At 68.2% G+C, this 26,670-nt stretch carries 22 protein-coding genes and 4 pseudogenes; 13 read left to right on the top strand and 13 right to left on the bottom strand.

What is annotated here, in order from left to right; genetic code table 11:
• Positions 1-718: 718 nt before the first annotated feature.
• From ABZ904_RS31120 to ABZ904_RS31095, 6 genes and pseudogenes are all read right to left on the bottom strand, one after another.
• Positions 719-1,240 (bottom strand): annotated as a pseudogene (locus ABZ904_RS31120) (helix-turn-helix domain-containing protein); the annotation flags it as partial.
• Positions 1,158-1,463, bottom strand: a pseudogene (locus ABZ904_RS31115) (hypothetical protein); the annotation flags it as partial. The pseudogenes ABZ904_RS31115 and ABZ904_RS31120, both read right to left, overlap by 83 nt.
• Before the next feature lie 140 nt (positions 1,464-1,603).
• Entirely contained in the window at positions 1,604-2,425 is an 822-nt protein-coding gene (locus ABZ904_RS31110) for a carbohydrate ABC transporter permease (RefSeq protein ID WP_359411089.1), read from the bottom strand.
• Complete coding sequence (locus ABZ904_RS31105; RefSeq protein WP_359411091.1) at positions 2,422-3,369, bottom strand: sugar ABC transporter permease; 948 nt, start codon at positions 3,367-3,369, stop codon at positions 2,422-2,424. Before ABZ904_RS31105 ends, ABZ904_RS31110 begins: the two co-directional genes overlap by 4 nt.
• Before the next feature lie 11 nt (positions 3,370-3,380).
• A complete protein-coding gene (locus ABZ904_RS31100; RefSeq protein WP_361826978.1) occupies positions 3,381-4,763 on the bottom strand; it encodes an extracellular solute-binding protein in 1,383 nt (460 codons plus the stop codon).
• Positions 4,764-4,865: 102 nt separating this feature from the next.
• A complete protein-coding gene (locus tag ABZ904_RS31095) occupies positions 4,866-5,813 on the bottom strand; it encodes a carbohydrate kinase family protein (RefSeq protein ID WP_359411095.1) in 948 nt (315 codons plus the stop codon).
• Positions 5,814-5,957: 144 nt separating this feature from the next.
• On the opposite strand from ABZ904_RS31095, the gene ABZ904_RS31090 reads away from it, so the two are divergent.
• Both ABZ904_RS31090 and ABZ904_RS31085 read left to right on the top strand, forming a co-directional pair.
• Positions 5,958-6,743, top strand: coding sequence for a DeoR/GlpR family DNA-binding transcription regulator (locus ABZ904_RS31090; RefSeq protein ID WP_359411097.1), 786 nt, complete (start codon positions 5,958-5,960; stop codon positions 6,741-6,743).
• Positions 6,740-8,107: a 6-phospho-beta-glucosidase gene (locus ABZ904_RS31085; RefSeq protein ID WP_359411099.1), complete on the top strand. Its 1,368-nt coding sequence runs from the start codon at positions 6,740-6,742 to the stop codon at positions 8,105-8,107. The genes ABZ904_RS31090 and ABZ904_RS31085 overlap by 4 nt, the downstream gene beginning before the upstream one ends.
• A 298-nt stretch (positions 8,108-8,405) precedes the next feature.
• On the opposite strand, the pseudogene ABZ904_RS31080 reads toward ABZ904_RS31085, so the two are convergent.
• Positions 8,406-9,120 (bottom strand): annotated as a pseudogene (locus ABZ904_RS31080) (IS200/IS605 family accessory protein TnpB-related protein); the annotation flags it as partial.
• A 126-nt stretch (positions 9,121-9,246) separates the two neighbouring features.
• On the opposite strand from ABZ904_RS31080, the gene ABZ904_RS31075 reads away from it, so the two are divergent.
• The 7 genes and pseudogenes from ABZ904_RS31075 to ABZ904_RS31045 all read left to right on the top strand — a co-directional run bounded on the left by ABZ904_RS31075 (position 9,247) and on the right by ABZ904_RS31045 (position 15,982).
• On the top strand, positions 9,247-10,527 hold the full coding sequence (locus ABZ904_RS31075; RefSeq protein ID WP_361004556.1) for a TCP-1/cpn60 chaperonin family protein: 1,281 nt from the start codon (positions 9,247-9,249) through the stop codon (positions 10,525-10,527).
• An 82-nt stretch (positions 10,528-10,609) separates the two neighbouring features.
• Positions 10,610-12,019 carry an Nramp family divalent metal transporter gene (locus ABZ904_RS31070; protein WP_361826973.1) on the top strand — a complete coding sequence of 470 codons (1,410 nt, stop codon included), beginning with the start codon at positions 10,610-10,612 and terminating at the stop codon, positions 12,017-12,019.
• 33 nt (positions 12,020-12,052) lie between these two features.
• Positions 12,053-12,257: pseudogene (locus tag ABZ904_RS31065) on the top strand (putative quinol monooxygenase); the annotation flags it as partial.
• Positions 12,258-12,523: 266 nt separating this feature from the next.
• Positions 12,524-12,775 carry a hypothetical protein gene (locus tag ABZ904_RS31060; protein WP_359404134.1) on the top strand — a complete coding sequence of 84 codons (252 nt, stop codon included), beginning with the start codon at positions 12,524-12,526 and terminating at the stop codon, positions 12,773-12,775.
• Positions 12,750-13,265 (top strand): DUF6879 family protein, encoded by a 516-nt coding sequence (locus tag ABZ904_RS31055; protein WP_359404137.1) that lies wholly within the window; start codon positions 12,750-12,752, stop codon positions 13,263-13,265. Before ABZ904_RS31060 ends, ABZ904_RS31055 begins: the two co-directional genes overlap by 26 nt.
• Positions 13,266-13,272: 7 nt before the next feature.
• Positions 13,273-14,130: a helix-turn-helix transcriptional regulator gene (locus ABZ904_RS31050; protein ID WP_359404140.1), complete on the top strand. Its 858-nt coding sequence runs from the start codon at positions 13,273-13,275 to the stop codon at positions 14,128-14,130.
• A gap of 301 nt (positions 14,131-14,431) precedes the next feature.
• A complete protein-coding gene (locus ABZ904_RS31045; RefSeq protein WP_361826968.1) occupies positions 14,432-15,982 on the top strand; it encodes an FG-GAP and VCBS repeat-containing protein in 1,551 nt (516 codons plus the stop codon).
• A gap of 200 nt (positions 15,983-16,182) precedes the next feature.
• On the opposite strand, the gene ABZ904_RS31040 is transcribed toward ABZ904_RS31045, so the two are convergent.
• Positions 16,183-16,446 carry an integrase core domain-containing protein gene (locus ABZ904_RS31040; protein ID WP_361826986.1) on the bottom strand — a complete coding sequence of 88 codons (264 nt, stop codon included), beginning with the start codon at positions 16,444-16,446 and terminating at the stop codon, positions 16,183-16,185.
• On the opposite strand from ABZ904_RS31040, the gene ABZ904_RS31035 reads away from it, so the two are divergent.
• On the top strand, positions 16,390-16,983 hold the full coding sequence (locus ABZ904_RS31035; protein ID WP_361826989.1) for a hypothetical protein: 594 nt from the start codon (positions 16,390-16,392) through the stop codon (positions 16,981-16,983). The genes ABZ904_RS31040 and ABZ904_RS31035 overlap by 57 nt on opposite strands.
• Positions 16,984-17,017: 34 nt before the next feature.
• Here ABZ904_RS31035 and ABZ904_RS31030 read toward each other — a convergent pair whose 3' ends face one another.
• The 4 genes from ABZ904_RS31030 to ABZ904_RS31015 all read right to left on the bottom strand — a co-directional run bounded on the left by ABZ904_RS31030 (position 17,018) and on the right by ABZ904_RS31015 (position 19,438).
• Entirely contained in the window at positions 17,018-17,206 is a 189-nt protein-coding gene (locus ABZ904_RS31030) for a hypothetical protein (RefSeq protein ID WP_361826965.1), read from the bottom strand.
• Between the two features lie 259 nt (positions 17,207-17,465).
• Complete coding sequence (locus ABZ904_RS31025) at positions 17,466-17,849, bottom strand: hypothetical protein (RefSeq protein ID WP_359404149.1); 384 nt, start codon at positions 17,847-17,849, stop codon at positions 17,466-17,468.
• Positions 17,850-18,047: 198 nt separating this feature from the next.
• On the bottom strand, positions 18,048-18,572 hold the full coding sequence (locus ABZ904_RS31020) for a hypothetical protein (protein ID WP_361826962.1): 525 nt from the start codon (positions 18,570-18,572) through the stop codon (positions 18,048-18,050).
• 29 nt (positions 18,573-18,601) lie between these two features.
• Entirely contained in the window at positions 18,602-19,438 is an 837-nt protein-coding gene (locus tag ABZ904_RS31015; protein ID WP_359404155.1) for a helix-turn-helix domain-containing protein, read from the bottom strand.
• Positions 19,439-19,770: 332 nt separating this feature from the next.
• On the opposite strand from ABZ904_RS31015, the gene ABZ904_RS31010 reads away from it, so the two are divergent.
• The 3 genes from ABZ904_RS31010 (at position 19,771) to ABZ904_RS31000 (ending at position 24,827) form a co-directional block, all read left to right on the top strand.
• Positions 19,771-21,702: a putative Ig domain-containing protein gene (locus ABZ904_RS31010; RefSeq protein ID WP_361826959.1), complete on the top strand. Its 1,932-nt coding sequence runs from the start codon at positions 19,771-19,773 to the stop codon at positions 21,700-21,702.
• Positions 21,703-21,810: 108 nt separating this feature from the next.
• The gene (locus ABZ904_RS31005; protein WP_361001774.1) at positions 21,811-22,251 is read left to right on the top strand and encodes a hypothetical protein; all 441 of its coding nucleotides are present in this window, start codon (positions 21,811-21,813) and stop codon (positions 22,249-22,251) included.
• A 533-nt stretch (positions 22,252-22,784) separates the two neighbouring features.
• Positions 22,785-24,827 carry a SpoIIE family protein phosphatase gene (locus tag ABZ904_RS31000; RefSeq protein ID WP_361001777.1) on the top strand — a complete coding sequence of 681 codons (2,043 nt, stop codon included), beginning with the start codon at positions 22,785-22,787 and terminating at the stop codon, positions 24,825-24,827.
• Between the two features lie 621 nt (positions 24,828-25,448).
• Here ABZ904_RS31000 and ABZ904_RS30995 read toward each other — a convergent pair.
• Positions 25,449-26,615 carry a PP2C family protein-serine/threonine phosphatase gene (locus ABZ904_RS30995; RefSeq protein ID WP_361001780.1) on the bottom strand — a complete coding sequence of 389 codons (1,167 nt, stop codon included), beginning with the start codon at positions 26,613-26,615 and terminating at the stop codon, positions 25,449-25,451.
• Positions 26,616-26,670 lie beyond the last annotated feature (55 nt).

Genomic DNA, 26,670 nt, shown 5'->3' with positions numbered 1-26,670 from the left:
GGCGTCACACCTTGCGCGAACAACTCGGCGGCCTCGAACCGCACTTGCTCCCGTTGAGCCCGCTGCTTCGCGGTCAGACCGCCCCCATCGGGATACCGCATGACACCGGGATACACCCACCAGCGAGATCACCGTCACCCTAGGCCGAAACCCTCAGTAGTTCGGATAATGCACTGCTGATTGCGCGGGCGCCCCTGCCAGGCTCGAGCGGGCCGGGCCGGGCCGCGTGCGGGAGCGGTTTACGGAGACCGTGCGGCCGTGAGGTCGACTGCCGGGCGGATGCCGCAGGCACCTGTGCGCGGCGTCTGCGGACCGCACGGCGATCGACCTCGCGGCTCGGTGCACTGACCTGTCTGTTCACTCCAGCCGTGCACGAGGCCGTCGCGCCGAACCGGCCCTCCGCGCGCGGGGAAACCCAGGCCCTTTCAGGCCATGCTGTTCAGCAGATGACGCCGAAGTCATTGACGATGGCCCCGCTGCAGTGGAGGAGGTGGGTGATCGGCGTGGCCGTGGGCGGCACCAAAGCGGGACGGCGAGCCAGTGTTCACGCATGCTGCACTAGATTCGTTCGGGCTGGTCGGTGTGGGCCGGTCTGATCGCCTCCGGATTCCAGTGGTACACCCGCCGGAAGGTGACCCAGGTTCCCCATTCCGGTTCGTACAGGGACGTCGTCACCCAGGCACGTGACGCCCTCATCACCACCGTCAACGCCATGCCACCCCATGCGCAGAGCCTGGGTCAGTTCGCGGCGAAGTTCTGTGCGACCTTGAGAGTAAAGAGCCTGGTAGATGGTCTCGTGGCTCACGTGCATCTCCGGCCGAAGGGTGAAGCGTCTGCGCAGAGCGTGGCAGTTCTGCTCAGGGCTCCAGCGCAGGGCCAGGCGAGACTGGATGAAGTCGTGCAGTTCCGGGTTCTGGCCGATCTTCCCGGCCTTGGGGCGAGGTCGGCGAGCGTCAGCGCGGCGCTGGGCGGTATAGGGCCGGTAGTGCCAGCGGCCGTCAGCCAGGACGGTGCCATTGCGGCGGACTTCGCGGCTGATCGTCGACGGGCTTCGGCCCAGTTCGGCGGCGATCGCCCGGATGGTGGCCTTCTCCTGTAACCGGTCGGCTATGTGGACGCGGTCGGCTTCGCGCAGATAGCGCGAGGGGGCAGTCGGTTCAGCGACGGGTGCCTCGTTGACCGGTGGATATGCCTTGATCCGGCCCGATGTCCCTCGCCCGTTGCGCCATCGTTCGCCGGTGCCAATCCTGGTCAGCTGGCGCATCCCGAACGGTTGTGGATGCACTGGTCGCCCGCGTTCGCGCCGCGTCTGGCGGCACGGATCGTGTCCGTGGTCCGGGGATGCGGGGGCGGGTTCCCTCACGCCCTGGAGTGCCGCGTGCGGCCTGGGCGGTCCGATGCTCCTGTCCATCGCTTGGGTGGGCAAAAGGCGGTGCCGTCCGTCGCCGGATGCGGTACAAGACTCACTCCTGCTCACTGACTGGGAACGGTTCATCGTCGAGGGCTTCGATCAAGTAGCGGCCCGATCTATGGAGGTCCCACGGCTTTGCCTGGAGCCGGACCGCTTCAGCGAAGGAGAACGCATGCACGCACCCCCGCGTCTTCAGCCTTTCACTGCGCCGGACAGCATGCCTGAGATGAAGTGCCGCTGCAGGAGCACGTACAGTGCGACCACCGGCAGAGCGACGATGATGGAGGCGGCGGCGAGGAGCGAGTACTGGGTGGTGTGCTCGCTCTGGAAGAACGCCAGGCCCAATGGGGCAGTGCGCTTGTTCTCGTCGGTGATCATGACGAGTGGAAGCAGGAATTCGTTCCAGGTCCACATGAACACCAGCATCGCCATTGTCAGCAGCGCCGGACGGCTGGTGGGCACCAGGATCCGCCACAACAGCCGCCAGTCAGACGCTCCGTCGAGACGCGCTGCCTCGATGATGCTGACCGGCACTGAGCGGAAGAAGTTGCGCATCCAGAAGACGCCGAAGGCGAGCGACTGGGCGGTTTGCGGCAGGATCAGGGACCAGTACGAGTCGGTGACTCCGGCGTCACGCAGGTTGAAGTAGAGCGGGATCACGAAGGCTTCGGGCGGCACCATCAAGCCGATCAGGGTGACATAGAACAGCGGTGACCGCCCCGGGTAGTCGAAGTGTGCGAAAGAGAAGCCGGCGAGGATCGCCAGTACGGACGTGAGGAGCACCACCGATACCGCGACCACTACGCTGGAGGTCAGATAGGTGGCGAAGTGGCCTTGGCGCCATGCAGTGGCGAAGTTGCCCCAGTCGAGGTGATGCGGCCATGTGAAGGAGGGCGAAGACTGCGCGACCGGGGTCAGCGCGGACGTCACCACACCGAGCAGCGGCACGAGCGCCAACGCCGCGAATGCCGTCAAGATGGCGTAGTTCAGGGCGCGTTCACGACGGGAGATCATGTCCCGTCCTCCTTGGGCTGCAGCTTGGTGATCAGGAAGGTGATGAGCAGGATCACCGCGGTCAGTACGACGGCGATGGCGCAGGCCGAGCCGACCTGACCTGTGCCGAAGGCACGGTTGTAGACCTCGAAGGCGGGCAGGCTGGTGGCATTGCCCGGACCGCCATGGGTGGCCACGTACACCAGGTCGAAGGTGCGAAGGGCTGCGATCACGGTTAGCGTGAGCGCCACGGTGACCTGACCGCGCAGCCCCGGCAGGGTGACCGCGAAGAACTCCCTTGCGGCGCCTGCTCCGTCGAGCTTAGCTGCCTCATACAGTTCCGTCGGGATCTGGCCGATGCCGGCGATGAACAGCACCAGGCACAGGCCGATCTCCAGCCAGGTGCCAATGAATCCGACGGCGGGCAGCGCTGTGGAGAAGTCGCCGAGCCAGGGGCGGGTGACGGCGTCCAGGCCGATAGCCCGCAGGGCGGCGTTGAGCACGCCGTCTGGGGCGTAGATCGCCGTCCAGGCGGTGGCAGTAACGACCATTGCGACGACCTGCGGTAGGAAGATCATGGCGCGGAAGACGGAGACCCCCCGCAGTCGGCCGGCGCGGGTAGTGACGGCGGCGAGCAGCAGGGCGAGCATGATCGGAATGACCGCGAAGAAAATGATGAGGACGAAGGAGTGGAGAAAGCCGTTGCGCAACTGCGGGTCTTGGGCAATGTCGGTGTAATTGGCGAGTCCGGCCCAAGTGGAGGCGGACACACCGTCCCAGTGGTACAGGGAGATCTGGACCAGCTGACCGAGCGGCACCAGGAGGAACACTGTCAGGACGGTCAGCGCCGGAAAGATGTACAGATAGCCCTTCCACTGGATGTGGCCGCGGCGCCCGACCGGGCGCCGGGCGGAGGTGTCGGCCGAGCGCCTGCGCGCCGTCGGACCTTGTGCGGTAACAACCATGGGGGTCGCACCTACCTGCCTTGCTGGAACGAGGAGTAGTCCGACTGGAGTTGCGCGCCAAAGGCGTTGGGCGTCAGCTGCCCGGCCGTCAGCTCCTGCACGGCAGCGGTAAGGGTGTCGTAGAAGGTCGGGGTGGTGTAGTCGAGGTACGGCAGCAGGCCGTCCTTCTGGCTGACGGCCTTCCACTCGGCGAGTACTTCGGCGTAGACGGTGTCCGCGGCGGGCTTGTAGTCGGTCGGCGGGAGGGCGGGCAGGTTGCCGTTGTCGGCGGCCACCTGCATGCCCTGCTGGTCGACGAGGAAGTTGATGTATGCGGCGGCCACGTCCGGGTGCTTGGATTTGGAGGTCACGGCCCAGGCGAGACCCTCACCGCCCTGGGTGAGCGGGGGTTGCCCGTCTGCGGGGCTGAGTGCTGTGAACCCGACGTTGTTCTTCATCTTCGGGGCGAGTGCGGCCGACTGCCAGGTGCCGTCCACCAGGAACAGGGACGTGCCCTGGGAGAAGGCGGCGACGGCCTGGTCCTCGCTCTTGCCGTTGAAGCCGGAGCCGAGGTAGCCCTTGGTGGCCCAGGTGCGCAGGGTGGCCGCGGCCTTCAGGCTGCCGGAGTCCGTCCACTTGGCGCCGCCCTCGTTGAACACGAGCTTGCGGACGTCGGCCTTGCCGGCGGTGGCGGCCTGGACAACGCCGAAGAGGTGGATGCCGGGGCTCTTGGTGGCGTCTCCGTAGGAAATGGGCTGCAGGCCGGAGGCCTTCGCCTTGGCGAGAGCGGTCTCGAACTCCGGGAGCGTGGTCGGGGCGGACAGGCCGAGGGACTTTAGTTTGGCCTTGTTGTAGTAGATGCCGACGATCTCGCCGGTCTGGGAGACGCCGTACAGGTTCCCGGTCTTCCAGGCCTTGCCGTCGGAGGTGAACCTGTTGAGGTCGAGCAGTTGGGCAGGGAACGAGGGGTCCCAGCCGTAGGCCTTGGCGTAGGTGTCGACGGGTTGCAGCAGCCCGGCCTTCACGAAAGCGCCCATGTCGGGGTAGCCCTGGTTGGCTTGGACGACGTCGGGCGGGTTGGCGGAGGACAGGGCGAGCTTGAGGGTCGTCTTGAGGTCGGAGAAGGACCGGGAGACGCGCTTGATGGTGACGTTCGGGTACTTCTTCATGAACGCCTTGTTGAGTGCTTCCGTGGAGGCGTTGGTGCCGGGGTCGGTGTTCTGGTCCCATTCGGTGAGAGTGACCTTGCCGGCCTTGGCTGGATCGGTGGAGATGGGGCCGGTGGTCTTCTTCGTGTCGGCGGGCGATCCGCTGCTGGGGCCGGGTGCGCAGGCTGCGACGCCGGTCAAGATGCCGGTGGCAAGCGCGGCCGCGGCGATGACACGCCGACGCGAACGTGGTGTCGTCTCGGTCATGGGGTGGTCCTCCTCGTGCTGGTGGAGCAGTCGTCGGGGGGCGATGTCCCTCGGAGTGAGGGGGTGCTAGGCGCGCGAGAGCTTGGGCCTGCGCGTGTCCGGCTAGGGCATGACCGCGCGGATGCGGGTGAGGTCCGCGTCCGGAATGCCGGGGGTGCGTTCAAGGAAGGCGTCGATCGCATGCCAGTGCGGTGCGCTGTTCGCGCCGCCCAGGCTCTGCACAGACAGTGCGGCGCACAGTCCGGCGAAGCGGAGACGAGCGGAAAGGGGCCAGCTGTGGATCAGGCCGGTGATCAGCGCTGCGGTGAACACGTCACCGGCGCCGGTGGGATCGACGGCCGGCACGCGGGGAACGGGAACCCGGACCAATTCGCCGGTGCCGCCATCCACCGCGACCGCACCGCTGGCACCGTCGGTCACGACGACATCGGGTACGAGGTCGGCGAGAACCTTCACGGCCTCCTCGACCGTGCCGGTGCGGGTGTAGCTCGTCGCCTCGACGGCGTTGCAGACGAAGACGTCGACTTCGGCAAGCCGGGTGAGCAGTGCGCGTGACCAGTGGCCCGTGGGGTCCCAGCCGACGCCGCCCACCACGCGCGTGCCGCGGGCGCGGAGCTCGGCCGCCCAGCCGGGCAGCGGGCGCCCGATGCCAAGCTGCAGGAAGCGTACGTCGGGCAGTTCGCCCTCCCACACCTCAAGGCGATGGGCGCCTTCTTCCTCGTAGGTGATGAAGGCGCGGTCGTGCTCGTTGGTCACCGCGACCGTGACGGGGGTCTGCACTGAGCCGTCGCGGCGCAACCACGTCAGGTCCAGGTTCTCCTCGGCTCCCAGCCGGGCGGCGAGATGCTCGCCGAAGAGGTCGGTGCCGATCACACCGAACAGCCCCGTGCGCAGCCCAAGTCGCGCTGCGGCGACGCTGCGGTTCGCGGTTCCGCCGGCGGAGACGGCGAACCGGTCGGCGTACACCTCGGTTCCTGGGGTGGGCAGGTGCGGGGTGCCGCAGAAGACGAGGTCACAGAACACCTCGCCGGCGAAGACCACATCGAGCACGGGGGAACGCCTCCGTCTGGTGCAACCGTTCGTGAAGTGCTCAACTATGAGCACCGCGCTCATGGATTGACAAGAGTCAGTCAGCAGCGAACCGGATCCCTTCACCGAGTGACCGAAGTCGGTCATCGGGGTTATTCTTCATGCGTGACCTCAAGCAAACGACACGCGAAGATCGTGGAATCGCTCCGGACGACCGGAGTGGTTTCGGTGCGCGAGCTCGCCGAACGGCTGCAGGTCAGTGAGTCCACGATCCGCCGGGACCTGACGGAACTGGACCGCAACGGCGAACTGGTCCGTACCTACGGCGGTGCGGCCCTGTCCCTGCGCGGTGCCGCGGAACCCGCCGCCGACGAGGCGATGGACGAGATTCCGTTCGATGTCGTCGCCACGCGCGATCAGGCGCTCAAGGACGCCATGGCCGATGAGGCCGTGAAGCTCGTCGAGGACAACAGTGTGATCGTCCTGGACATCGGAACCACGCCCCGAGCGATCGCCCGGCGGCTACGCGGGCGCCCCGTCACCGTCATCACCAGCAGCCTTGCGGTGCTCGATGAACTCCGCAACGACGACGCCGTACGGCTGGTGATGCTCGGCGGCGTGCTGCGCCGCAACTACCAGTCCCTGGTCGGTTCCCTCACCGAGCAGTCACTCCGCCAGGTCAGCGCCGACCTGCTGTTCCTCAGCTGCACCGGAGTGCGACCCAACGGCCACGTGGTGGACAACATGACCGTCGAGGCACCCCTGAAGCAGGCCATGATCGAGACGGCCGCCACGGTCGTCCTGGTCGCTGCGGAGACCAAGTTCCCAGGCACCGGATCGCTGCGCGTGTGCTCGCTCTCGGACATCGACGTCCTGATCACCACCGGCGGTGCCGACCCCAACACGCTCCAGTTCTGCCGAGAGGCGGACCGAAAGGTGATACTCGCATGAAGTTGACCGTCCTTGGCGGCGGCGGATTCCGTGTGCCGTTCGTCTACCAGGCCTTGTTGCGCGACCAGGGCTCCCCCCGTATCGACGATGTGTGGTTGTACGACACCGACACGGCCCGGCTGAAGGCGATGGCCGAAGTACTCGCCCGGTTCGCGGACGGCCACGCCGACGCGCCGCGAGTGACGGTCACCACCTCGCTCGACGACGCCCTGGAGGGCAGCGACTTCGTGTTCGCCGCCATCCGCGTGGGCGGACTGACGGGGCGGATGTGCGACGAGCGGGTCGCCCTCGACCTCAACATCCTCGGCCAGGAGACCACCGGCCCCGGCGGCCTGGCCTACGGACTGCGCACCATACCCGTCATGCTCGACATCGCGCACCGGGTGCGACGCCTCGCTCCACGCGCCTACGTCATCAACTTCACCAACCCGGCCGGGATGATCACCGAAGCGATGCAGAACGTCCTCGGCGACCGCGTCCTCGGTATCTGCGACACCCCCTCCGGCCTGGGCCGCCGCATCTCCAGGGCCCTCGGCCTCGACCCGTCCCGGGCCCAGTTCGACTACGTCGGCCTCAACCACCTCGGCTGGATGCGCCGCGTCCTACACGACGGCGAGGACGTCCTGCCCCGCCTCCTCGCCGACGAACGCCTCGGCGACCTGGAGGAGGGCGTGGTCTTCGGCACCGAGTGGCTGCGCGACCTCGGCGTGATCCCCAACGAGTACTTGTATTACTACTACTTCAACCGGGACGCCGTCCGAGGCATCCTCGACGCCCCGCAAACCCGCGGCGAGTTCCTCGCCCGTCAACAGCACGATTTCTACAGGCGCGTGACACAGGCGGCCGAGGGCACGGCCGTGTCGCTGTGGCGGGAGACGGTCGCGAACCGCAGCGCCAACTACATGGCCGAGGCCAAAGGCGCCGTACAGGGAGAAGCCGAGGCCGACGAAGACTTCCAGCCGGACCCCGCGCACCACGGCTATGCCGGTGTCGCTCTCGCGGTGATGGCCGCGATTAGCCGCAACGAGCGCGCGACGATGATCCTCAATGTGCGCAACGGAACCACCGTCTCCGCCCTCCCGCACGACGCGGTCGTCGAGGTGCCCGTCACTGTCGACTCCAACGGTGTCCACCCGCTCACCATCACCCAACCCGACCTGCACCAGGCTGGCCTGATGCAGCAGGTCAAGGCAGTCGAACGCCTCACTATCAGCGCCGCCACCACCGGCTCGCGCGCCGACGCCACCAAGGCCTTCTCCCTCCATCCCCTGGTCGACTCGGTCACCATCGGCCGCAAGCTGCTCAACGGCTACATCGAGCGCATCCCCGAAGTTGCGGCTGTATTCAGCAGCCGCAGGCCCTAGCCAAACTGTTCCGTCGAGGCACCCGTCCGACACCGGCCGGTGCCTCGACGCATCATCCACCCCAGCGCCCCTGCGCCAACCTCGAATTTCCGTATCCTGCACGGCCGACGGGACGAAGACCGGCGGATCGTTTGGTGGCACGGCATCGCTCAGCAGGCACAAGCCACACCGGTGCCCCTCCCACGACGTAGCGAGGAATACCGCACCCCGGCCGACGCCGAATGGGATGAGTTCCTCGGCCACTGCGAACGGCGCAAGGTCGTCACCGGGCTCTGCGGACGGGCCTTCTCAACCGTTCCTAGTCAGTGTGCAGGAGTGAGTCTTGTACCCAGTCCTGGTCAGCTGGCGCGTCCCGAACGGTTGTGGATGCACTGGTCGCCCGCGTTCGCGCCGCGTCCGGCGGCACGGATCGTGTCCGTGGTCCGGGTATGCGGGGGCGGGTTTCCTCACGGCCTGGGGTGCCGTGTCCGGCCTGGGCGGTCCGATGCCCCACATGATCGCTCTGGTCGTGTGGGGGCGGTGCCGTCCGTCGCCGGATGCGGTGCCCGAGGGCGCGCGCCTGCCGATCGCGATGCTCGCGGCATCGTGACGGCTGGTTTTCTTGGTCGTGCCGGTGGGGGCCCCAGCCAGTGCTGGGCGCCCCATCTGCTGGTGTAGGCGGGGTCGACGGCGATGATGGGGATGCCGAGTTGGGCCGCCATGCTGACGAGCCGGGCCCGCAGCTTGGATACCGGCATGCCGGAGATCACCTGCCTGAACCGCTTCTGGCGGCCGTGTTTCTCCCGGGTTTTCTGCGTGCTGAAGTCGAGGTCTTCGACCGCGATGGACAGGCCGTGGCGTTGGGCCCAGTGCAGGAGCCGGATCAGTGCATGCCGTACCTGGGCATCACGCCGGTTCGCGGTGCCGGACAGGTCGTAGACGAACCGGCGCGGCTTGCCGCATGGGTTGCCGTGCTCGTCGAGCCGCCACGCAGCCAGATGGTCGGCGTTGGTGTCGACACTGATCAGTCCGCCCACAGCGAGACGGTGCTGCGCAGGTTGTACGACCTTCACCGTGATGCCGGATCCGGGCCGCCGCTCAACCCGTTGCCGCTGGACCTGGCTCGTCGTTCGGGCCGTGCACACGCGCACCACAACCCGATGAACGCCTGGGCGCCAGAGCGGACAGGCCGCTATCGGCCCACGGTTCCGCGCCGGATTCCGCGCTCGATCCCGGACGAGTGGTTCAACACGCTGTTCGCGGCGCTGCCGTCGAACAGGGACCGGGCCATGATCGCGTTTTGGATCTCCAGTGGAGTCCGGGCCTCGGAATTGATCGGCGTCCGGCAGCGCGATGTCGACCCGGGACAGCAGCTGATCACTGTTGTGCGGAAGGGCTCCCGGGCACGGCAGCAGGTGCCAGCATCGGCAGATGCGTTCGTGTGGTTGCGGCTCTACCAGCAGGAGCTGATGCCGATCCTCGAGCAGGTGATGCGCACCGGCTCCCCCCTGGTCGTCATCGCCGAGAACGTCGACGGGCCCGCGCTCGGCATGCTCGTCACCAACGCGGCGCACGGCACGTTCCGTTCGCTCGCGGTTCGCGCCCCCGGCTTCGGCTTCCGGCGCATCGCCGAACTGGAGGACATGGCTGCCCTCACCGGCGGCCGGGTCATCACCGGCACCGCGGGCCGCACTCTGGAGGGCGTCACCCTCGATGACCTGGGCCGCGCCGAGAAGGTCATCGCCACCGAGCGCTCCACCGCCGTCCTCGGCGGAGCCGGCGGTGACGAGCGGGTGGTCGAGCGCATCGAGAACCTCAAGATCGAGCTGGAGCGTGCCACCAACGAGCACGACCAGGACAAGCTCGGCGAGCGCATCGCGAAGCTCTCCGGTGGCGTCGCCGTGATCCGGGTCGGGGCGGCGAGCGGCGTCGAGCTCAAGGAGAAGCAGATGCGCCTGGAGGACTCGCTCGCCGCCACCCGGGCGGCGGCCGAGGAGGGCGTGGTGGCAGGTGGCGGCGCGGCGCTGCTGCACGCCCGGGCCGAGATTGCCGCGCTCGACGGGCCCGAAACGGCTGGTGGTGACGGGGACGCCGCGGTGGGTCGCGCCATCGTCGCCAAGGCGCTCGCCGAACCGCTGCGCTGGATCGCCATCAACGCCGGTCTCGACCCGGACGAGGCGGAGGCAAAGGTGGCCGCGCTACCCGTCGGCAGCGGCCTGGACGCCCTGCGCGGCGACTACGCCGATCTGCACCGACGCGGAATCCTCGACCCGGTCAAGGTCACCCGCAGCGCCCTGCTCAGTGCCGCGTCCATTGCCGCCCTGCTGCTTACCACCGAGACGCTGATCGTCGAGGAGATCATCGGAAATCCCGGCTCCATCCACTCTCCAGAGATCGGCGACCTCGCCGAGGGACTGGCACGGCCGTCCAACATTCCTTAGCCGGCAGCGCGTTGGGTGGCAGGGCGAGCGCATCGCCCGCTCCGCCACCATGTCCGCGGCCATCCCACGCCCGCGGAGACCCATGTTCGTACCCGACAAGGAGAGCAGCGACGTCATGACGGCCGAACCCGCCCCGGCCCGGTCCGGGCATCTCGATCCCATTCCGCTCGAATCCACCCTGGGGGAGGGCTTGTCCGCCGAGTCCGGCCGCACTCCCGGCGAACGGCGGCCCCGTCTTCGTTCCGGCCTCTCGTACACCCTGCTCGGCCCGGCGTTCGTCGCCGCCATCGCGTATGTCGACCCGGGTAACTTCGCCACCAACGTCCAGGCGGGCGCCACCTTCGGGCCGCTGCTGCTGTGGGTGCTGCTCACCGCCAACGTCGTGGCGATGCTGCTGCAGTACCTCTCAGCCAAACTTGGGGTCGCCACCGGCAAGAGCCTGCCGGAGTTGTGCCGGGCCTGGTACCGCAGGCCGGTGGTGTGGGGACTGTGGGTGCAGGCGGAGGCGGTCGTCGTGATGACCGACCTCGCGGAGGTCGTCGGCGGGGCCATCGCACTGTACCTTCTGTTCGGGCTGCCCCTGTGGCTCGGCGGCGTGGTCGTCGGCGCGGTCTCGCTGTTGATGATGCCGATGCGCGGTCGCGGCCGGCGTCGGTTCGAAGTGTTGATGGCGGTGGGGCTGACCTCCCTCCTCGGTCTGTTCCTCGGCCAAGTCATCGGCGCTGGCGCCCCGTTGGCCACCGCCGCCGACGGACTGCTGCCGGGGCTGTCCGGCACCGAGAGCCTGGTGCTGGCGGGCGGGATCGTCGGCGCCACGGCCATGCCGCACGTCATCTATCTGCACTCGGCGCTCACCAGCGACCGCTACAACCTCTCTCTCCTCCCTGAGGCCGTCAGCCCCGCCCAGGGCCCCGTGGACGACCCCGACAGGCCACTGCGGCACCGGCTTCTGCGGCACATACGTACTGACGTGCTGGTGGCGATGGTCTTGGCGGGTGCCGTGAACGTGGCACTGCTGGTGTCGGCGGCGACTCTGTTTTACCCCGGCACCCCCGAGGCCGCCGACTCGCTCGGAGCGGCGCACGACGCGTACGGGCGGCTCGTCGGTCCCGCCGTGGCCCTCGCCTTCGCGCTGGCCCTGCTCGTCTCGGGCCTGGCGGGGACCAGCGTGGGCATGTACGCGGGTGAGGTGGTGATGGGCGGCTTCCTCGGGCGTCGGATCCCGGTGCTGTTGCGCAGGCTGCTCACCATGACGCCCGCGATCGTGGTCCTCGCGGCCGGGGCCGACCCGACGGAGAGCCTGGTCCTCAGCCAGATCATCCTCTCCTTCGGCATTCCCTTCGCCCTCATCCCCCTCGTCCTGCTCACCCGCGATGCCGACGTCATGGGCCGCTGGGTCAACCGGCGCGTGACCACATGTTGCGCCTGGGCGGTCAGCGTGGTGGTGGTGGCACTCAACGTGGCTCTGCTGGCAAGCGTGTTCGCGGGCTGAGGGCCCCTTCGTACGTGTCCCGAGGAGCCTCGAATGATATTCATTGCCGTACGTTTCACATCCGCCCCGAGTACCGTGACCAGTGGCTCGATCGCGTGGCCGACTTCACCGACGCCACCCGCGACGAGCCCGGCAACCTCTTTTCGGGTGGTCCGTCGACATCGCCGACCTCAACCGTTTGGTCCTCCTGGAGGCGTTCGCCTCCCAGGATGCGGGCGTCGAACACGTCAACTCCGAACGCCGGTCATCAGGAACCCCTGGGTCGTGTCATGTCACCGCTTCTCGAGCGTCACCACACCCCCGGGCGAGTCGAGCGACCGGGGATCTCGTCAGTAGCCCCTGACGCTAGAAACCCGCGCCCGGCGCACGCCACGAAGTTGCACGGAATTACACGCGAGTTGAGATGCACAGCTCCCGACACCGCACCCTCTTGACGGGGCACCTTCCATCCGGAGGCCGTGGTGTAATTCCGTGCAATCGGTTAGCGCAGAAGGGTCAACCGCCGTGAACCTTCGGTTCGTTGGGATAGACCCCGACACGGACGAGGACGGATGCCCCACCGTGTGGGTGGACGACAGCACAGAAGACCTGCTCATCCAGGGCTACCAGGCCGACGAGGAGACCACCGTAACGTGCGACAGGCTCTCCCCGGCCCGGGCGCCGATCCCGGCCGGCGAGACCGTCATCCGGATCCCCAAGCGGATGATCCCGATCATCAGGAAGGCGTGCGATGAGCTCGATTCCCGAGTTCGCTGACCTCATCGCCGACTGCCGACGATCGGCCGTCCACTTGGAGATGCGGGACGTCTACTTCAGCAACCCGCGCTTCGAGGCGTGGCAGAACGGGCAGCGCGTCGACTGGGACGACCGCTCCTCCTGGTGGCGGCCGTACCACCAGAGCATCGCGGACGCTGTCGCCCGCGGAGTAACCGTACGCCGGGCCCGCGTCGTCTCGGAGCCGGTCACCGACTACATCAGGTGGGAGCACTACCAGACCTGCGCCAACCTGGAGGCCGGCGAGCTGGTGCGGTGGCTGCCCCGGCACCAGGCCATGGACCTGCTGCTGCCCGCCAACGACTACTGGGTGTTTGACGACCGCCAAGTACGCGTCCACCACTTCTCCGGTGACGGCCACTGGGCCGGCAAGGAACTGGTCACCGACCCACACCTGGTCGGCATGCGCCAGGCCGCGTTCGAGCAGGTGTGGGAACGCGCCATCCCGCACGACGAGTACGAGGTCAAGTAGCCCGGCCATGCCCTCCCCGTTCCCCACGTCCAGCGTGCAGGAAGCGCGCGAAGCTCTCGCGGGCCGCCTGCGGGAGCTGCGCTTGGACGCAGGTATCACCGGAAAGGAACTCGCCGCCCGCTGCGGCTGGTCCGTAGCCAAGTCGTCTCGGATCGAGAACGCGCACACGGCCCCCTCGGACGCGGACATTCGCGCCTGGTGTACGGCCTGCAGCGCCGTGGACCAGGCGGCGGACCTCGTGGCAGCGAACCGACACGCGACGTCCATGTACGTGCAGTGGAAGCGGCTCCAACGCACTGGCATGCGGCACCTCCAGGAGGTGTCCACGCCCCTGTACGAGCGCACCCGCACGTTCCGCGTGTACGCCTCCCACGTCGTCCCTGGCTACCTGCAGACTCCCGGCTATGCCAAGGCCCTCATGGGCACCATCGCGGGCTTCCGTGACACCCCCGACGACGTGAACGAGGCAGTCGCGGCGCGCATGCGCCGCTCCCACGTCGTCCACAAGGGAGACCACCGGTTCGCCACGCTCCTCGAGGAGAACGTCCTCCACCACCGGGTGGGCGACCAAGAGGTGATGGCGGCCCAACTCGGCCACCTCCTCGCCTCCATGGCGCTGCCCTCGATCGCCCTCGGCATCATCCCGGCCACCGCCGCACGGGAGCACGTCATGTGGCCGCTGGAGCAGTTCACCGTCTTCGACGACACGCGGGTCCATGTGGAGCTGTTGGCCGCTAAGGTGACGGTCACCGCGCCCGGCGAACTCGACATCTACCTGCGCGGCTTCGCCCGGCTGCAGCATCTCGCCGTGTACGGCCCGGAGGCACGCGCCCTGGTCCTGAAGGCGATCGAGGCCCTGGGCTGACGTTGCCCTTGCCGAATTCCTCATCCGTGCAGGTGGGATTGGGTTTTCCGGGTGCCAGCCGGGATCGCTCGAGTTGATGCTCTCGCACGGTTGACGGTGAGCGGCACGGCATGATGATCAGCCGTTGACTCTCCGTCATCAGATTGCGCTGGTGGAGCGGCAACTGAGCAGACAGTGTATCCCGTACAACCCTTCCCCCCTATGCGGCGTCAAACACGGCGCCAGACACAGGAACGGGACCTATCCGGACACCCCCCGCGCCCCCGAGCCAGCCGGTCGTATCTGAGCCAAGGAGCCGCTCATGCGCAAGCACCGCTCGGCCGCCGTCGCGGCGGCATCGTTTCTCCTCGTGACGGGCGCGGTCATCGCGACCGCCCCCAGCGCCTACGCCGGAACACCCGGCGGAACACACGCCAACGACCGCAACACCGACTTCAACGGCGACGGATACGACGACGTGCTCGTCGGCGGCCCCGGGGCGGCGGTCGGCGGACACAAGGGCGCGGGCATGGTAACCGTGCAGTACGGCGGACCCAAGGGCATCGGCACGACCAGGGTCAAGGCCTTCAGCCAGAACTCCACGGGCGTCCCCGGCGCCGCCGAGACCGGTGACGGCTTCGGCAAGTCGCTGGCCACCGGCGACCTCGACGGCGACGGCTACGACGACGCGATCATCGGCATCCCCGGCGAAGACCTCGGCGCCGTCGCCAACGCGGGCGGCGCGATCATCCTGTGGGGCACGCCGAACGGCCTCACCGGATCGGCCAGCGACTGGCTGCAGTCCGACGACCCCACCACGGGCGGCAGGTTCGGCGCCTCGCTCGCCGCAGCCCGCTTCGGCGACACTACTCCGGGCGACTTGCTCGCCGTCATGGACTCGGTCGGGCTGACGATCTACACCTTCGAGCCCGCCTCCCAGCCCACCGCCAAGAGCGCGGGCGCACAGGCACGGCGGCCTGTGCAGAAGTCGCGCTCCACGCTCACCTCGCCTCCGCGGAAGATGCTCAGCCAGGCCTCCGCCGACGACGCGCCGGGCATCCAGCCCAAGTCGATGACCACGGGCGACTACGACAACAACGGCTTCGCCGACCTGGTCGTCTCCGGCACCAGCGTGGGCGACGAGCCGGGCTACGGCTGGTCGTACATCCTGCCCGGCTCCGCGTCGAACGAAGAGCCGCTGCCGATCACCGCGGTGCGCGGCGGCCCGGTCGTCGCGTCCGGCGACATCAACCGCGACGGCTACGACGACCTGGTTACCGGCGAGCCGCACAGCCCGGACGACGGTGGCGCGAGCATGAGCGGCGGCATGGTCGGCGTCTACTACGGCAGTGCGGAGGGGCCCGCCGGCCGGGAGGGGCCGGGCACCCCTCCGGTGTGGTGGACCCAGAACTCGGCGGGCGTGCCGGGCGCGAGTGAGCGGGGCGACGGCTTCGGCACCGACCTATCTGTCGGCGACAGCAACGGCGACGGATACGCGGACGTGGCGATCGGTGTCGCGGGCGAGGACATCGGCAGCGTCGCGGACGCGGGCGCCGTCACGGTCCTGCGCGGCTCGGTCAAGGGCATGACGTCCACCGGCGCACTGTCGGTGAACCAGGGCACCGCGAACGTCCCGGGCTCCGTCGAGAAGGGCGACAAGTTCGGCGGCCAGGTCGCCTTCACCGACCCGAACGACGACGGCCGCTTCGGCCTGCTCGCCTCGGCACCCGGTGAGAACACCAACGACGGCTACGTCTGGGTGTTCTCCGCGCGCAGCTCGGGCCTGACGGCCTCCGGCTCCTGGAACTACGGCCCGAGCGCGTTCGGCGGCCTGCCGACGGACGCGCTGTACGGGGCGGCGATCGACGACTAGGCGGTACGGCTGGGCCACGGCGAGCGGCCCGTACGCGTACGGGCCGCCGACGCGCCACGCCGACTTGAGGTCGGGCAGCCGGAGCCAGTGGGCGTGCGCCAGTTCCTGCCACAGTTCTGGGCGCCCGTACAGGCGCATGCCGCGCAGCAGCCCCGAAGGCAGTCGGACCTTGTGGGGGCTCGGAAAGTCATCGCTGCTCCTCAGGCCGTGTAACGGTAGTCGTTGATGGCGCCGCCGAGGACGCGGGTGCGCAGGAGGCTGCGTGTATCGAAGTCGTGTACGGTGGCGGGCTGTTGGACCGAGTCGGGTGGCAGCTGACGGCGGGCCCGATGAGGCCGATGCGCGTTGTGGTGCTTCTTGTAGGTGGCCAAGACCTGTCGGGCGTGGGCCTCGCCCACCGTGAGGACGTGATCGAGGGCCTCACGCCGGATGCTACTGATGATCCTCTCGCAGTGGGCATTCATCCGCGGCACCCGCGGCGCGCTCTTGAGGATTTCCATCTCTTCGGCTGCGAGTATCGCGTCGAAGGCCTCGCCGTACTTGTCATCGCGGTCGTGCATCAGGAACCGCAGTGGCTCCACGCGCGTGCCGAGGTCGGCGGCGAGATTTCGTGCCTGTTGGACGGCCCAGGCCTGGGTCGGGTGGGCAGTGACGCCGGTGATATGGAGCCGGCGGGTGCCGTGCTCGGGAACGCCAGCGCGTACAGCCTGCTGCCCAGCGCGGTGTCGATGCGCGGGAAGTCGCAGGCGATGGTCCCTTCGGCTTGGGTGGTGAGGAACTCGCGCCTGGTGGGGCCGGAGCGGCGCGGGGTCGGGTCGACGCCCGCGGCGTGGAGGATTTCCCAGACCGTGGAGGCGGCGATGGGGTGGCCGAGCCGGGCCGGCTCGCCCTGGATCCTCCTGTGCCCCCACGTGGGGTTCTCCCGTGCCAGACGAAGGATGAGCTTCCTGATCGCCTCCCTGGTTGGCGGTCGTCCGGTTCGCGAGCGCCGCCTGCTGTAGTCCCACTTGGCGGCGATGTGCCGGCGGTGCCAGGTCAGGAGCGTGCCGGGGGTGACCGGGAAGACCGTGCGCCGAGGCGGCCGGGTATCTGCGCGGACAGCGTCGCGAACCAGAACAGGTCCGCGGGCTCGTAGCGGACCGGGCCTTTCAACTGCCGACGCAGCACCGCGTTCTCGTGCCGTAGCACGAGCAGCTCGGCGTCCTTGGAGGTGTGTCGCGGCACAGCAGCACCGCCGGTACGGACAGAAACTTCCGGGTCACCTTGTACACCAGCGAAACGATCACGCAGAGGTTGATGCCAGCCGACGCCGCATTGTCGCCCTCGCCTGCAGCGATGACTTTCCGAGGGTGGGGAGGAGGGCGGCCCCGCGCCCTCGGGGGAACCGCGATGCGAGGGCGCGGTCGGGTGCGGGGCCGCCCCGTCTCGACCCGCCGCACGCCAAGGGACAGGGGGAGGAAAGCGTGCGGGGGGAGTTGGCGGGCTACCGGCCGGTCTCGAGGTTCTGGTAGAGCAGCCGGCAAGCTCCTGCCAGGAGGTGGAGTCGTGCGGTGGGGTTGGTCAGTTCGCCGCCCTCTTCGGCCAGGTGCACCGATCTGGTGTGCCGGAGGGTGTTCGTCGGGACGTCACGGGCCCGCAGGGCGGTGGGTGTGTTGTCGCTCATGCGGGCCAGACGGACTTCCGCCACAGCGAGCAAGGAGGGCAGGTATCCGTTCAGTTCGACAGCAACGGTGTCTGCTGGGCTGGATGCGGGGTCTGTGATGGCGAGCTGTTCCGCCCGGTGTGCCGCGCTGATCACTTTGACGATGTCCGCCGGCTCGCCGGCGCCTGTGTCGTGCGGTACTGCTCGTGTCGCTGTGCTGGTCATTCGGTGCTACCTCCGCCTGAGCGGGCTGGGTCGGGTGCTTGCACTGGGATGCGGCATCGAGCGGTCGTTCCGTTGGGCGAGTGTTTGCATGTGCCGCCCAACGTCTCGACTCCACCCAACTCGGGACAGTCCGAGGTCTCTACCGACCCGGGGGCCGTTCAGGACACTCAAGGCTGTCCCGCAAATGATCTCTGTCGCTCAAGCTTCGGTGCCTGCGGACGTCAGGTCAGTCGCCTGCGCAGCCGAGACGGACCGGCGGTTCTCCCGACGCTCCTGTCGGGTGACCACCAGGATCCAGCCGGCGGCCATCAGGGTGCCTGCTGCGCCTGCCACCACGATTAGGCCTTCGGTGGGAATCATGTCGTCGCCGCTCGGATACCTCTGGTTGCACAGCCGTACCGTCTCTGGGTGCACGGTCGAGGCTTCGAGACACACGGTGGTACCCACCGTGGGGTCCGTCAGCTTGGCCCCTTGGCCCACTGGCAAGTCCTCGGTGGCGAACCGCTGACCTTCGACTTGGTAGGAGCCCCTGAACGTCGTCCCCCCTTTGACCGGCACCACCCGGTCGACGACACCGCGGACCCGCACGGGTGAGGCGTCGATACGGCGGGCGTCCGACATCTCGCCAGCCAGCGAACAGCCTCCCGCCAGTGCCACTCCCAGGGATCCCGCCGCAATCGCAAGTGGCACCCTCGTCCCACGCCCGAACGCACCCCACCGCATGCCGACAGTGTTACACGCGTACCCCCGCCCTAATTACGGGACTTCCCATAGACTCCGCGGGCAGTGTTCGTCGGATCGGCGCGGTCCCAGACGTTCTGGAAAGCCAGTTGCAGGCACTTGGCGAGCGCTGGGTGTTCGATGTAGAGCGCGGTGGTGGCGCCGGTGCCGGCAACCGGGTCCGGCATGTCGCAGAGCACGAGTGAAGCGTCGGCAATGATCAGCTTAAGCGGCAGCTCGGCGATGAATCGTGCCTCCTCCCCGGCTTCGCTGAAACACCGTACGTGCTCCAGTACTTCGGCGTCGTTGAGCGCGTCATGGGTGTAGATGGCTCGGGCCCGGCCGCCTGCCCTGCGCAGTCGGCGCACCGTCGCGATCCCCTCGGTGTTGGCGACTGGGGCAAGGAAGGGCCGTTGGGAGAAGCTCAGCAGTTCGCGTCCGGCCTGTTCCTGGATGTCGGCGAATCGTTCGGCGATGGCCTTGGGATCGCGCAGGACCTCGATGTAGTCGAGCGGGTCGGTCTTGGTGCGCCCGTCGGACCAGACGGGCAGCAGGGCGGTGACGAGTGCCGAAGACACTTGCTCGAGCCGTTCGAGGGATTCGCGTTGCAGCGCCATGAGCCGGGCGGTGGCAAGCTCGGGTGTGACCGCGGAGAACGTGGCCACCCGGCCCGGGCGGACGGTGGCGAGCCGGCGCCGCACCAGGGCGTCCAATACGTCGTAGACGCGCTGACGGGGCACATCCGCCTCACGCGCCACCTCAGCGGCGGTGTACGACTCGCGCCTGACCAGTGCGAGGTAGATCTGTGCCTCGTAGCGTGCCAGGCCCAGTGCTGTGAGGTCACTGACTGATCCGTCGTCCACGTCCATGGCATCACACGCTATAGCCGATCCGCTCCGTCTTCCTGGTGGGGGAGTGGGCGGCATCAACTCTGTCTGGATTTATCGCGGTTGGGGCTCTGTCGTATTGCTTAATGAGGCAAAGGCTTTGCCGTTGACTGATGGTCAGCGGGGGCGGGCGCTCAGTAGCATCGCGGGGCCACCACTGACCGGGGTGGCAGCTCACACCGAAGAACGTGCGCCACTTGAGGCCCTGGCGGCAGTTGACCGTGTCCTGTCGAAGCATTGGCTGATTTGTCATGGCCTTGACAGGAAGATGACTTCCCGTCGCAGGGCACCAACTCCCCAGGAAGGGCAGTCGCTTGCGATCACAGAACACGGGCCACGCGAGACCCAACCCGCTCCGGCTATTCACCCGCCGCGGGGCCGCCGCGCTGACGTCGGCCGCAGCCCTGATAGCCGGCGGCATGCTGGCCGTCGCACCCCAGGCGGTGGCCGCGCCGGCCGCGTCACAGGCTTCGAGCGGCTCCGTCGCCAACCCCTACAGCCCCGCGTACCAGCACCCGTACCGGCACGGCGCGCTGCCGACCCTCCAGCAGCATGCCAAGATGAAGGCATGGGCGGCCTCCCAGAAGTCCGCGAGCGTCGCGACCGGGCCTCAGACGCTGTCCTACGGCGGCGGCGTCGACGGTATCGGTGTCCAGAGCGGCCACTCGAAGGTCTACCTGGTCTTCTACGGCACCCAGTGGGGTACGCAGAGCACCAACGGCAGCGGGGACCTGACCTTCTCCGGCGACTCGGCGGGCGCCGCGCCCGTTGCTCAGGAGATGTTCAAGGACATCGGCACCGGTAACGAGCGCTGGTCGGCTGACCTGACCCAGTGGTGCGACGGTCCAAACGTGACGACCGGCGCGACCAGTTGCCCGGCGAACGCCAACTTCGTCCCCTACCAGAGTGGCGGCGTGCTGGCTGGCACCTGGTACGACAACTCGGGGGCGTCACCCAGTGCCGCCACCGGGCACCAGCTCGGCGTCGAGGCTGTGAAGGCAGCCAGTCACTTCGGCAACACCACGGCTGCGTCCAACCGCGACGCGTACTACGTGATCCTGTCGCCCCACGGCACCAACCCGGACAACTACCAGGGGCAGTACTGCGCATGGCACGACTGGAACGGTGACACCACGCTGACGGGCGGTGCGGTCACATCGACCGTCGGCGATGTCGCCTTCAGCAACCAGCCGTACAACATGGACTCGGGCGCGGGCTGCGGCGTCGGGTTCGTCAACACCCCCGGCACCCTCGACGGCTGGACCATGACACTCGGCCACGAGTGGCACGAGATGATGTCGGACCAGAACCCGGCCGGCGGCTGGACCAACCACACCGGCAGCTCGTACAACGGCCAGGAGAACTCCGACGAATGCGCCTGGATCGCTCCGGGCCAGACGGGCGGAGCGGCCAACGTCACGATGGGCACCGGCACCTTCGCCGAGCAGGCCAGCTGGTCCAACGACACCAACGCGTGTGCCATTTCGCACGCGATCGTCGGCGGCACCACGGGCAACACGGTCACAGTGAACAACCCCGGCAACCAGAGCGGCACCGTGGGCACCGCCGTGTCCCTGCAGATGACAGGCTCCGACTCCGACACGAGCCAGACACTCACCTACACGGCGACCGGACTGCCGGCGGGGCTCAGCATCTCCTCCAGCGGCAAGATCACCGGCACCCCAACCACGGCCGGCACCTCCTCCGTCACGGTCACCGCCAAGGACAGCACGAACGCCTCCGGCAGCACCTCGTTCACCTGGACCATCAGCACCACCGGCGGCGGCTGCTCCAGCCCGGGCCAAAAGCTCGGCAACCCCGGCTTCGAGACCGGCACCGCCGCGCCCTGGACGGCCAGCACCGGCGTGATCGACAACTCCGCCGGTGAGCCCGCCCACTCTGGCAGCTGGAAGGCCTGGATGGACGGTTACGGCAGCGCCCACACCGACGCCCTGTCCCAGTCGGTGACCATCCCATCCGGATGCAGCGCCACCTTCTCCTTCTACCTGCACATCGACACCGCCGAGACCACCACGACCACCGCCTACGACAAGCTGACCGTCCAGGTCGGCTCCACCACCCTGGCCACCTACTCCAACCTGAACGCGGCGAGTGGCTATGCACTCAAGTCCTTCAACCTGTCCAGCTACGCCGGTCAGACGGTGACCCTGAAGTTCACCGGCACCGAGGACTCCAGCCTCCAGACCAGCTTCGTGGTCGACGACACCGCCCTCAACGCCTCCTGACCCCACCAGGACTCCCTGGGCACAGCACGACACGTTCCGCCCCGGCAAGGAACCACTGCCGGGGCGGAACCGTCTCATCGGCACAAACTGCCTGGAAAGGTCCCGTTCATGGCGCTCCCGCGCACCAACTCTGCACTCCGCTTCGCCGCATGCCTGGCTCTCGCCGCCACCTCGGCCTGCGGCGCCGACGCCGCGCAGCCGGTCACGCCGACCACGCCAACGCCCACACACCTCCGGCTGGACGAGCGCGCGAACCACACCACCGTCTCCGTCACCGTGGGCACCTCGGTGGTGATCACACTGCACAGCACATACTGGTCCGACCTCACCAGCAGAACACCGGATGTCCTGGCCGCCGCCGACACCTCGCGGGTCACACCAGCCCACACCTGTGCCCCAGGCGCCGGCTGCGGCACTGTCGAACTCACCCTGCACGCCGTCCGGCCCGGCTCAGCAGACATCACAGCCCGCCGCATCAGTTGCGGCGAGGCCCGGCGCTGCGTCGGCGATGAGGGCCGATACAGCGTGACCGTGAAGATCCATGGATGAACCCTGTGGTTCAGGAACGTCTAGCGGGATCAATTTCACCCCCTGGCCGCGGTTGATCCGTGAGGGGAGCTGTCACCGTGGAAGACGGACGTGGATGGTCTTGCCCCGCCCGGGGCCCGGGGTGATGCAGGTCGTCCGGCTCCCACTCCTGCCGCATCCCGGCCTCCTCGTGATCATCATGACCTGACCACCGTGACCGAGCAACACGAGCAACAAAACGGGAAGATCGAAAACTCAGACAAGCACCCCTGATCTGCTACAGAGAGCTACTTGTCGGGTGGCGGCAGCTGTACGAGAACAGGACCGTGCTGGACGACCTGGCTCAGGGACGGCTCAGAAGACGTGGTGGCCCAGCTGCTCGCACAAGCCCGGAACGAGTGAGAGAAGGGCTCTGCACGCCGGTGCGGCGTAACGTCGTTTCTGTGGGCTTCACTGCGGACAGTCTTGTGTCCCGTGCCGCGCGTGAGGTCAGCCTGCGAGCAGGCGGGCTGATCCACGATGTGGAGCGATCCTTGCAGCGTGGAGTTCCTGAGGTGTGGGAAGACCCGGACATCGCCCGCATGACGGCACAGAACGTCACCGAGCACGTTCTCGCGGCCTTGGCCGTCCTGGCGGACGGCATCGAGCCGGGCCGGATCGACACGCCGACTGCCGACGCGGACCGCGCGGGTCGGCTTGCTCGCCGCGGGACGCCGCTGAGCGTGATGCTGCGGGCCTTTAGGCTCGGGCAGGGTGTCATCGTCGACCGGCTCCTCGAAGAGATGCCCCGGCTGACCGACGATGCCGAGTTGCTCAGCGCGGCGGCGCGCAAGCTGATCGTGACGATGACCGGTTACATCGACCGCATGTCGGAGCAGGGCGTGGCGGTCTACCAGGGGGAGCGGGACCGGCGACTGCAGTGGCGGCTGTCGATGGTGAACGAGGCGGGCATGCGCATCGGCACCACGCTGGACATCGCCCGCACCGCGCAAGAACTGGCGGACCTCGCCACCGAGCGTTTCGCCGACCTCGTCACCGTCGACCTGCTCGACGCCGTGCTGCACGGAAACGACACCCCGGAGGAGGGCCCTGTGACGCTCCGGCGGGTCGCCCAGCGGTCGGTGGTGGAGGGCGATCCGGCCTTGACGCTCCGGCCGCAGCAGCTCCACATCCCTGCGGAGGGTTCGCCACCGGCTCGCGCCCTGATCACCGGTCAGCCATCCCGGCACGTCAGCCCGGCAGCGCCCCGCGATGTCGCCGGAGGTGACCAACTGGCCCACTCGACGCTGGTGGTACCGTTGCGGGCACGGGACTCCACGCTGGGCGTCGCGCAGTTCAACCGGCACCGCAACCCCGACTTCTTCGACGACGAGGACCTGCTCCTCGCCCAGGAGATCGCCGCCAGGGCGGCGGTGGCCGTCGACAACGCCCGCCGCTACACGCACGCGCGTGCCACCGCCCTCACGCTGCAGCGCAGCCTGCTCCCGCAGCACACCGCGGAGCAGTCGGCTGTGGAGATTGCCTACCGCTACCTGCCTGCGGGGGGTCAGGCCGGCGTGGGCGGCGACTGGTACGACGTCATCCCGTTGTCCGGGGCTCGCGTCGCCCTGGTGGTGGGTGACGTGGTCGGACACGGCATCCATGCAGCCGCCACCATGGGGCGGCTGCGGACCGCCGTCCGCACGCTGGCCGACATCGACCTGCCGCCCGACGAACTCCTCACGCACCTGGACGACGTGGTCATCCGTCTGTCGGCCGAAGCCTCCGCGGACCCGACCGTCGAAGCGGCCGGGGACATCGGCGCCACCTGTCTGTACGCCGTCTACGACCCCGTTTCCCGCCAGTGCGCCCTCGCCCGCGCGGGGCACGTGTTGCCGGCCCTGGTGAGCCGGGACGGAACCGCCGACCTCCTCGACCTGCCCCCCGGACCGCCGCTGGGTCTGGGCGGCCTGCCTTTCGAGGCGGCGGAGTTCGACCTACCCGAAGGCAGCCTCCTTGCCCTGTACACCGATGGCTTGATCGAAGCCCGCGACCACGACATCGACGCGGGTGTCGCCCTGCTCCGCCAAGCCCTCGCCCAGCCTGCTCCCTCCCTCCAAGCCACGTGCGACACCGTGCTTGGAGCTTTGCTACCGGCTGATCGACCGCAGGACGATGTCGCCCTGCTCCTGGCCCGCACCCGCGCCCTTGGAGCTCGGCAAGTCGCCAGCTGGGACGTGGATGCCGACCCCGTCTCCGTGTCCCGGGTTCGATCGAACGTCGCCCAGCAGTTGAGCAGTTGGGGCCTGGAGGAGCTCGAGTTCACCACCGAACTGACGGTCAGCGAGCTGGTCACCAACGCCATACGCTACGGTCGCCCTCCCATACGGCTGCGCCTGATCCACGACCGTGCCCTTGTGTGCGAGGTCTCCGACACCAGTAGCACTACTCCTCACCTGCGCCGGGCCCGCACCTTCGACGAGGGAGGCCGGGGCCTGCTCCTGGTCGCCCACATCGCCGAGCGCTGGGGAACACGCCACGCCCGACAAGGCAAGACGGTGTGGGCCGAGCTGAGCGCGAAGGCGTCCGCCCGATTCCCGGCCTGGGACGTTCTGTAGTTCCACCATGGTCAAGAGCCCTGAAGGAACCGCAGACGCGCACAAGCGATCACGGAAGACGCGGTCGGAAGCAGCGCGCCGACGGGTGGCCGCGCACAGCCGGACATCGTGTCGGCCGCGAACTCTGATCGTGCTCAGCCGGGACACTCGATGAGCTGTTCGCACCAGATCGTCTTGCCATTCTGGCTGTGCGGCAGCCCCAGCGTGCGGCGAGTTGAGCGATGACGGACAGGCCGCGTCCTCCCTCGTCAGGGGTGCGGGCACGCCGCGGGTGGGGCTGGGTGCTGCCCCCGCACTGCGGCCCGGCCGGATTCATGATTGATCCCGTCGGCCGTGTGCCGAACCACACCATGCCGCACCGGGATTCGCACGCCTCGGGCGCGGCGGAGGATGACCGGCGGCCGGAGCACCGCCACGTCAGCACCACACCTGGTGAAGAGCACACCCCTACAACGTTCCGCCGGCAGGCGGGACCACAGCACACCAGCCGGGAACGGGCCCACCCCGTCCCCTCACCTCAGCACGCCGCCATCAGAGCCGCTCAACAGGAGAGACCCGGTGAAGCCCGACGCTTGACCGGCCCCGCCCTTTCAGGGATGACACTCCCCCCGCTCGTGTGATTCACCCGGGCTGACGTTCGATGGCGATCAAGGCGGCGTCGTCGTGGAGCCGCCCGCCGACGTGGTTGAGAAGGTCGCCGCGAACGTGGTCGAGGAGCGCTGCGGGATGGCGGTGGTTCTGAGGGGTGAGCCGTTTGGTGAGCGGGTAAAAGATGCCGTCGGCATTTCGGGCTTCGATGGCGCCGTCGGTGTAGAGGAGGAGGGTTTCTTTGGCACGTAGGTTGAAAGTGTCGAGCTGGTAGGTGGTTTGCGTCAATGCGCCCAGGCCCAGCGGGGGCGCGGGTTGGCTGGTTTCCAGGGTCACCACGTCGTTCGCGCGCAGGAGGACCGGCGGGGGGTGTCCGCAGGTGACGCTCCGCACGACGGGCTCGTCGTCGGGGATCTCGAGGATGGTGGCGGTGGCGAACACGTCTTCGCTCTGTCCGGGTTCCACTTCTTCGGCTGCGTTGCTGCGGACGCATGTATCCAGGTAGGCGGCGAGCTCCGGCAGGGTTGCCAGCCGGCGGGCGGCGTCGCGGAATGTTCCGATGATGTGGGCAGCGCCGCCGACAGCCGGCAGGCCCTTGCCGCGAACGTCGCCGATGATCAATCGTGTCCCCGTGGCCGTGCGCACGGCGGTGTACAGGTCTCCGCCGATGCATGCTTCCTCCGCGGCCGCCAGGTACACCGAGGCCAGGCGAAGGGGTCCGAGTCGGCGGGGGAGGGGAGGGAGTATGGCGCGTTGCGCGGTCTCGGCTACTGCGCGCACCTGGACCAGCTTTCGCTGCCTGCGTTCGGCCAGGTGTCGGCCGGTCGTGATGGCCACCGAGGTCGCAATCAGGGCAGCCACCTGTGGCGGGTTCACCGACTCGTGGACCAGGCAGATGGCCATCAGGGCCCCCATGGCCGTGATCGTGACCAGAGCGGTCGCCCGCGCGCTCGCGTACCAGGCGGTTATCGCAGGGATCGTGATCAGCAGGTCGCCCAGATGAACTGACTGCGGCACGTGAAAATCAATGAGCGTGATCGTCGCAATGAGCAGCAAGGCGACTTTCAGCACGGATTGTGATCGCGGCGGCTCACCCGGGTGGGCGAGTGACGCGAAGGATTTAGCTCCTTGCCGCACCCGGGGTAGCTCCTGCACGCGTCGTGGAATCCTCTGTGCAGGATCGCGGACCGTGAGCGTCATGTGTTACTCCGTAATTGTTCATCCGATTTGTCGATCATGGTCGGATGGTCGCCTG

Source organism: Streptomyces sp. NPDC046900 (assembly GCF_040644975.1).
In the GTDB taxonomy this organism is placed as follows: Bacteria; Actinomycetota; Actinomycetes; order Streptomycetales; family Streptomycetaceae; genus Streptomyces.
The sequence above is the reverse complement of the archived record's forward strand: the minus strand, read 5'-3'. Positions and strand labels throughout refer to the sequence as shown.

Coding starts and splice junctions, on each gene's coding strand:
- ABZ904_RS31110 (WP_359411089.1), bottom strand. CDS start 2,425: ATGATCTCCCGTCGTGAACGCGCCCTGAACTACGCCATCTTGACGGCA.
- ABZ904_RS31105 (WP_359411091.1), bottom strand. CDS start 3,369: ATGGTTGTTACCGCACAAGGTCCGACGGCGCGCAGGCGCTCGGCCGAC.
- ABZ904_RS31100 (WP_361826978.1), bottom strand. CDS start 4,763: ATGACCGAGACGACACCACGTTCGCGTCGGCGTGTCATCGCCGCGGCC.
- ABZ904_RS31085 (WP_359411099.1), top strand. CDS start 6,740: ATGAAGTTGACCGTCCTTGGCGGCGGCGGATTCCGTGTGCCGTTCGTC.
- ABZ904_RS31075 (WP_361004556.1), top strand. CDS start 9,247: ATGAACGCCTGGGCGCCAGAGCGGACAGGCCGCTATCGGCCCACGGTT.
- ABZ904_RS31070 (WP_361826973.1), top strand. CDS start 10,610: ATGTTCGTACCCGACAAGGAGAGCAGCGACGTCATGACGGCCGAACCC.
- ABZ904_RS31055 (WP_359404137.1), top strand. CDS start 12,750: ATGAGCTCGATTCCCGAGTTCGCTGACCTCATCGCCGACTGCCGACGA.
- ABZ904_RS31050 (WP_359404140.1), top strand. CDS start 13,273: ATGCCCTCCCCGTTCCCCACGTCCAGCGTGCAGGAAGCGCGCGAAGCT.
- ABZ904_RS31045 (WP_361826968.1), top strand. CDS start 14,432: ATGCGCAAGCACCGCTCGGCCGCCGTCGCGGCGGCATCGTTTCTCCTC.
- ABZ904_RS31040 (WP_361826986.1), bottom strand. CDS start 16,446: ATGAATGCCCACTGCGAGAGGATCATCAGTAGCATCCGGCGTGAGGCC.
- ABZ904_RS31025 (WP_359404149.1), bottom strand. CDS start 17,849: ATGACCAGCACAGCGACACGAGCAGTACCGCACGACACAGGCGCCGGC.
- ABZ904_RS31020 (WP_361826962.1), bottom strand. CDS start 18,572: ATGCGGTGGGGTGCGTTCGGGCGTGGGACGAGGGTGCCACTTGCGATT.
- ABZ904_RS31015 (WP_359404155.1), bottom strand. CDS start 19,438: ATGGACGTGGACGACGGATCAGTCAGTGACCTCACAGCACTGGGCCTG.
- ABZ904_RS31005 (WP_361001774.1), top strand. CDS start 21,811: ATGGCGCTCCCGCGCACCAACTCTGCACTCCGCTTCGCCGCATGCCTG.
- ABZ904_RS30995 (WP_361001780.1), bottom strand. CDS start 26,615: ATGACGCTCACGGTCCGCGATCCTGCACAGAGGATTCCACGACGCGTG.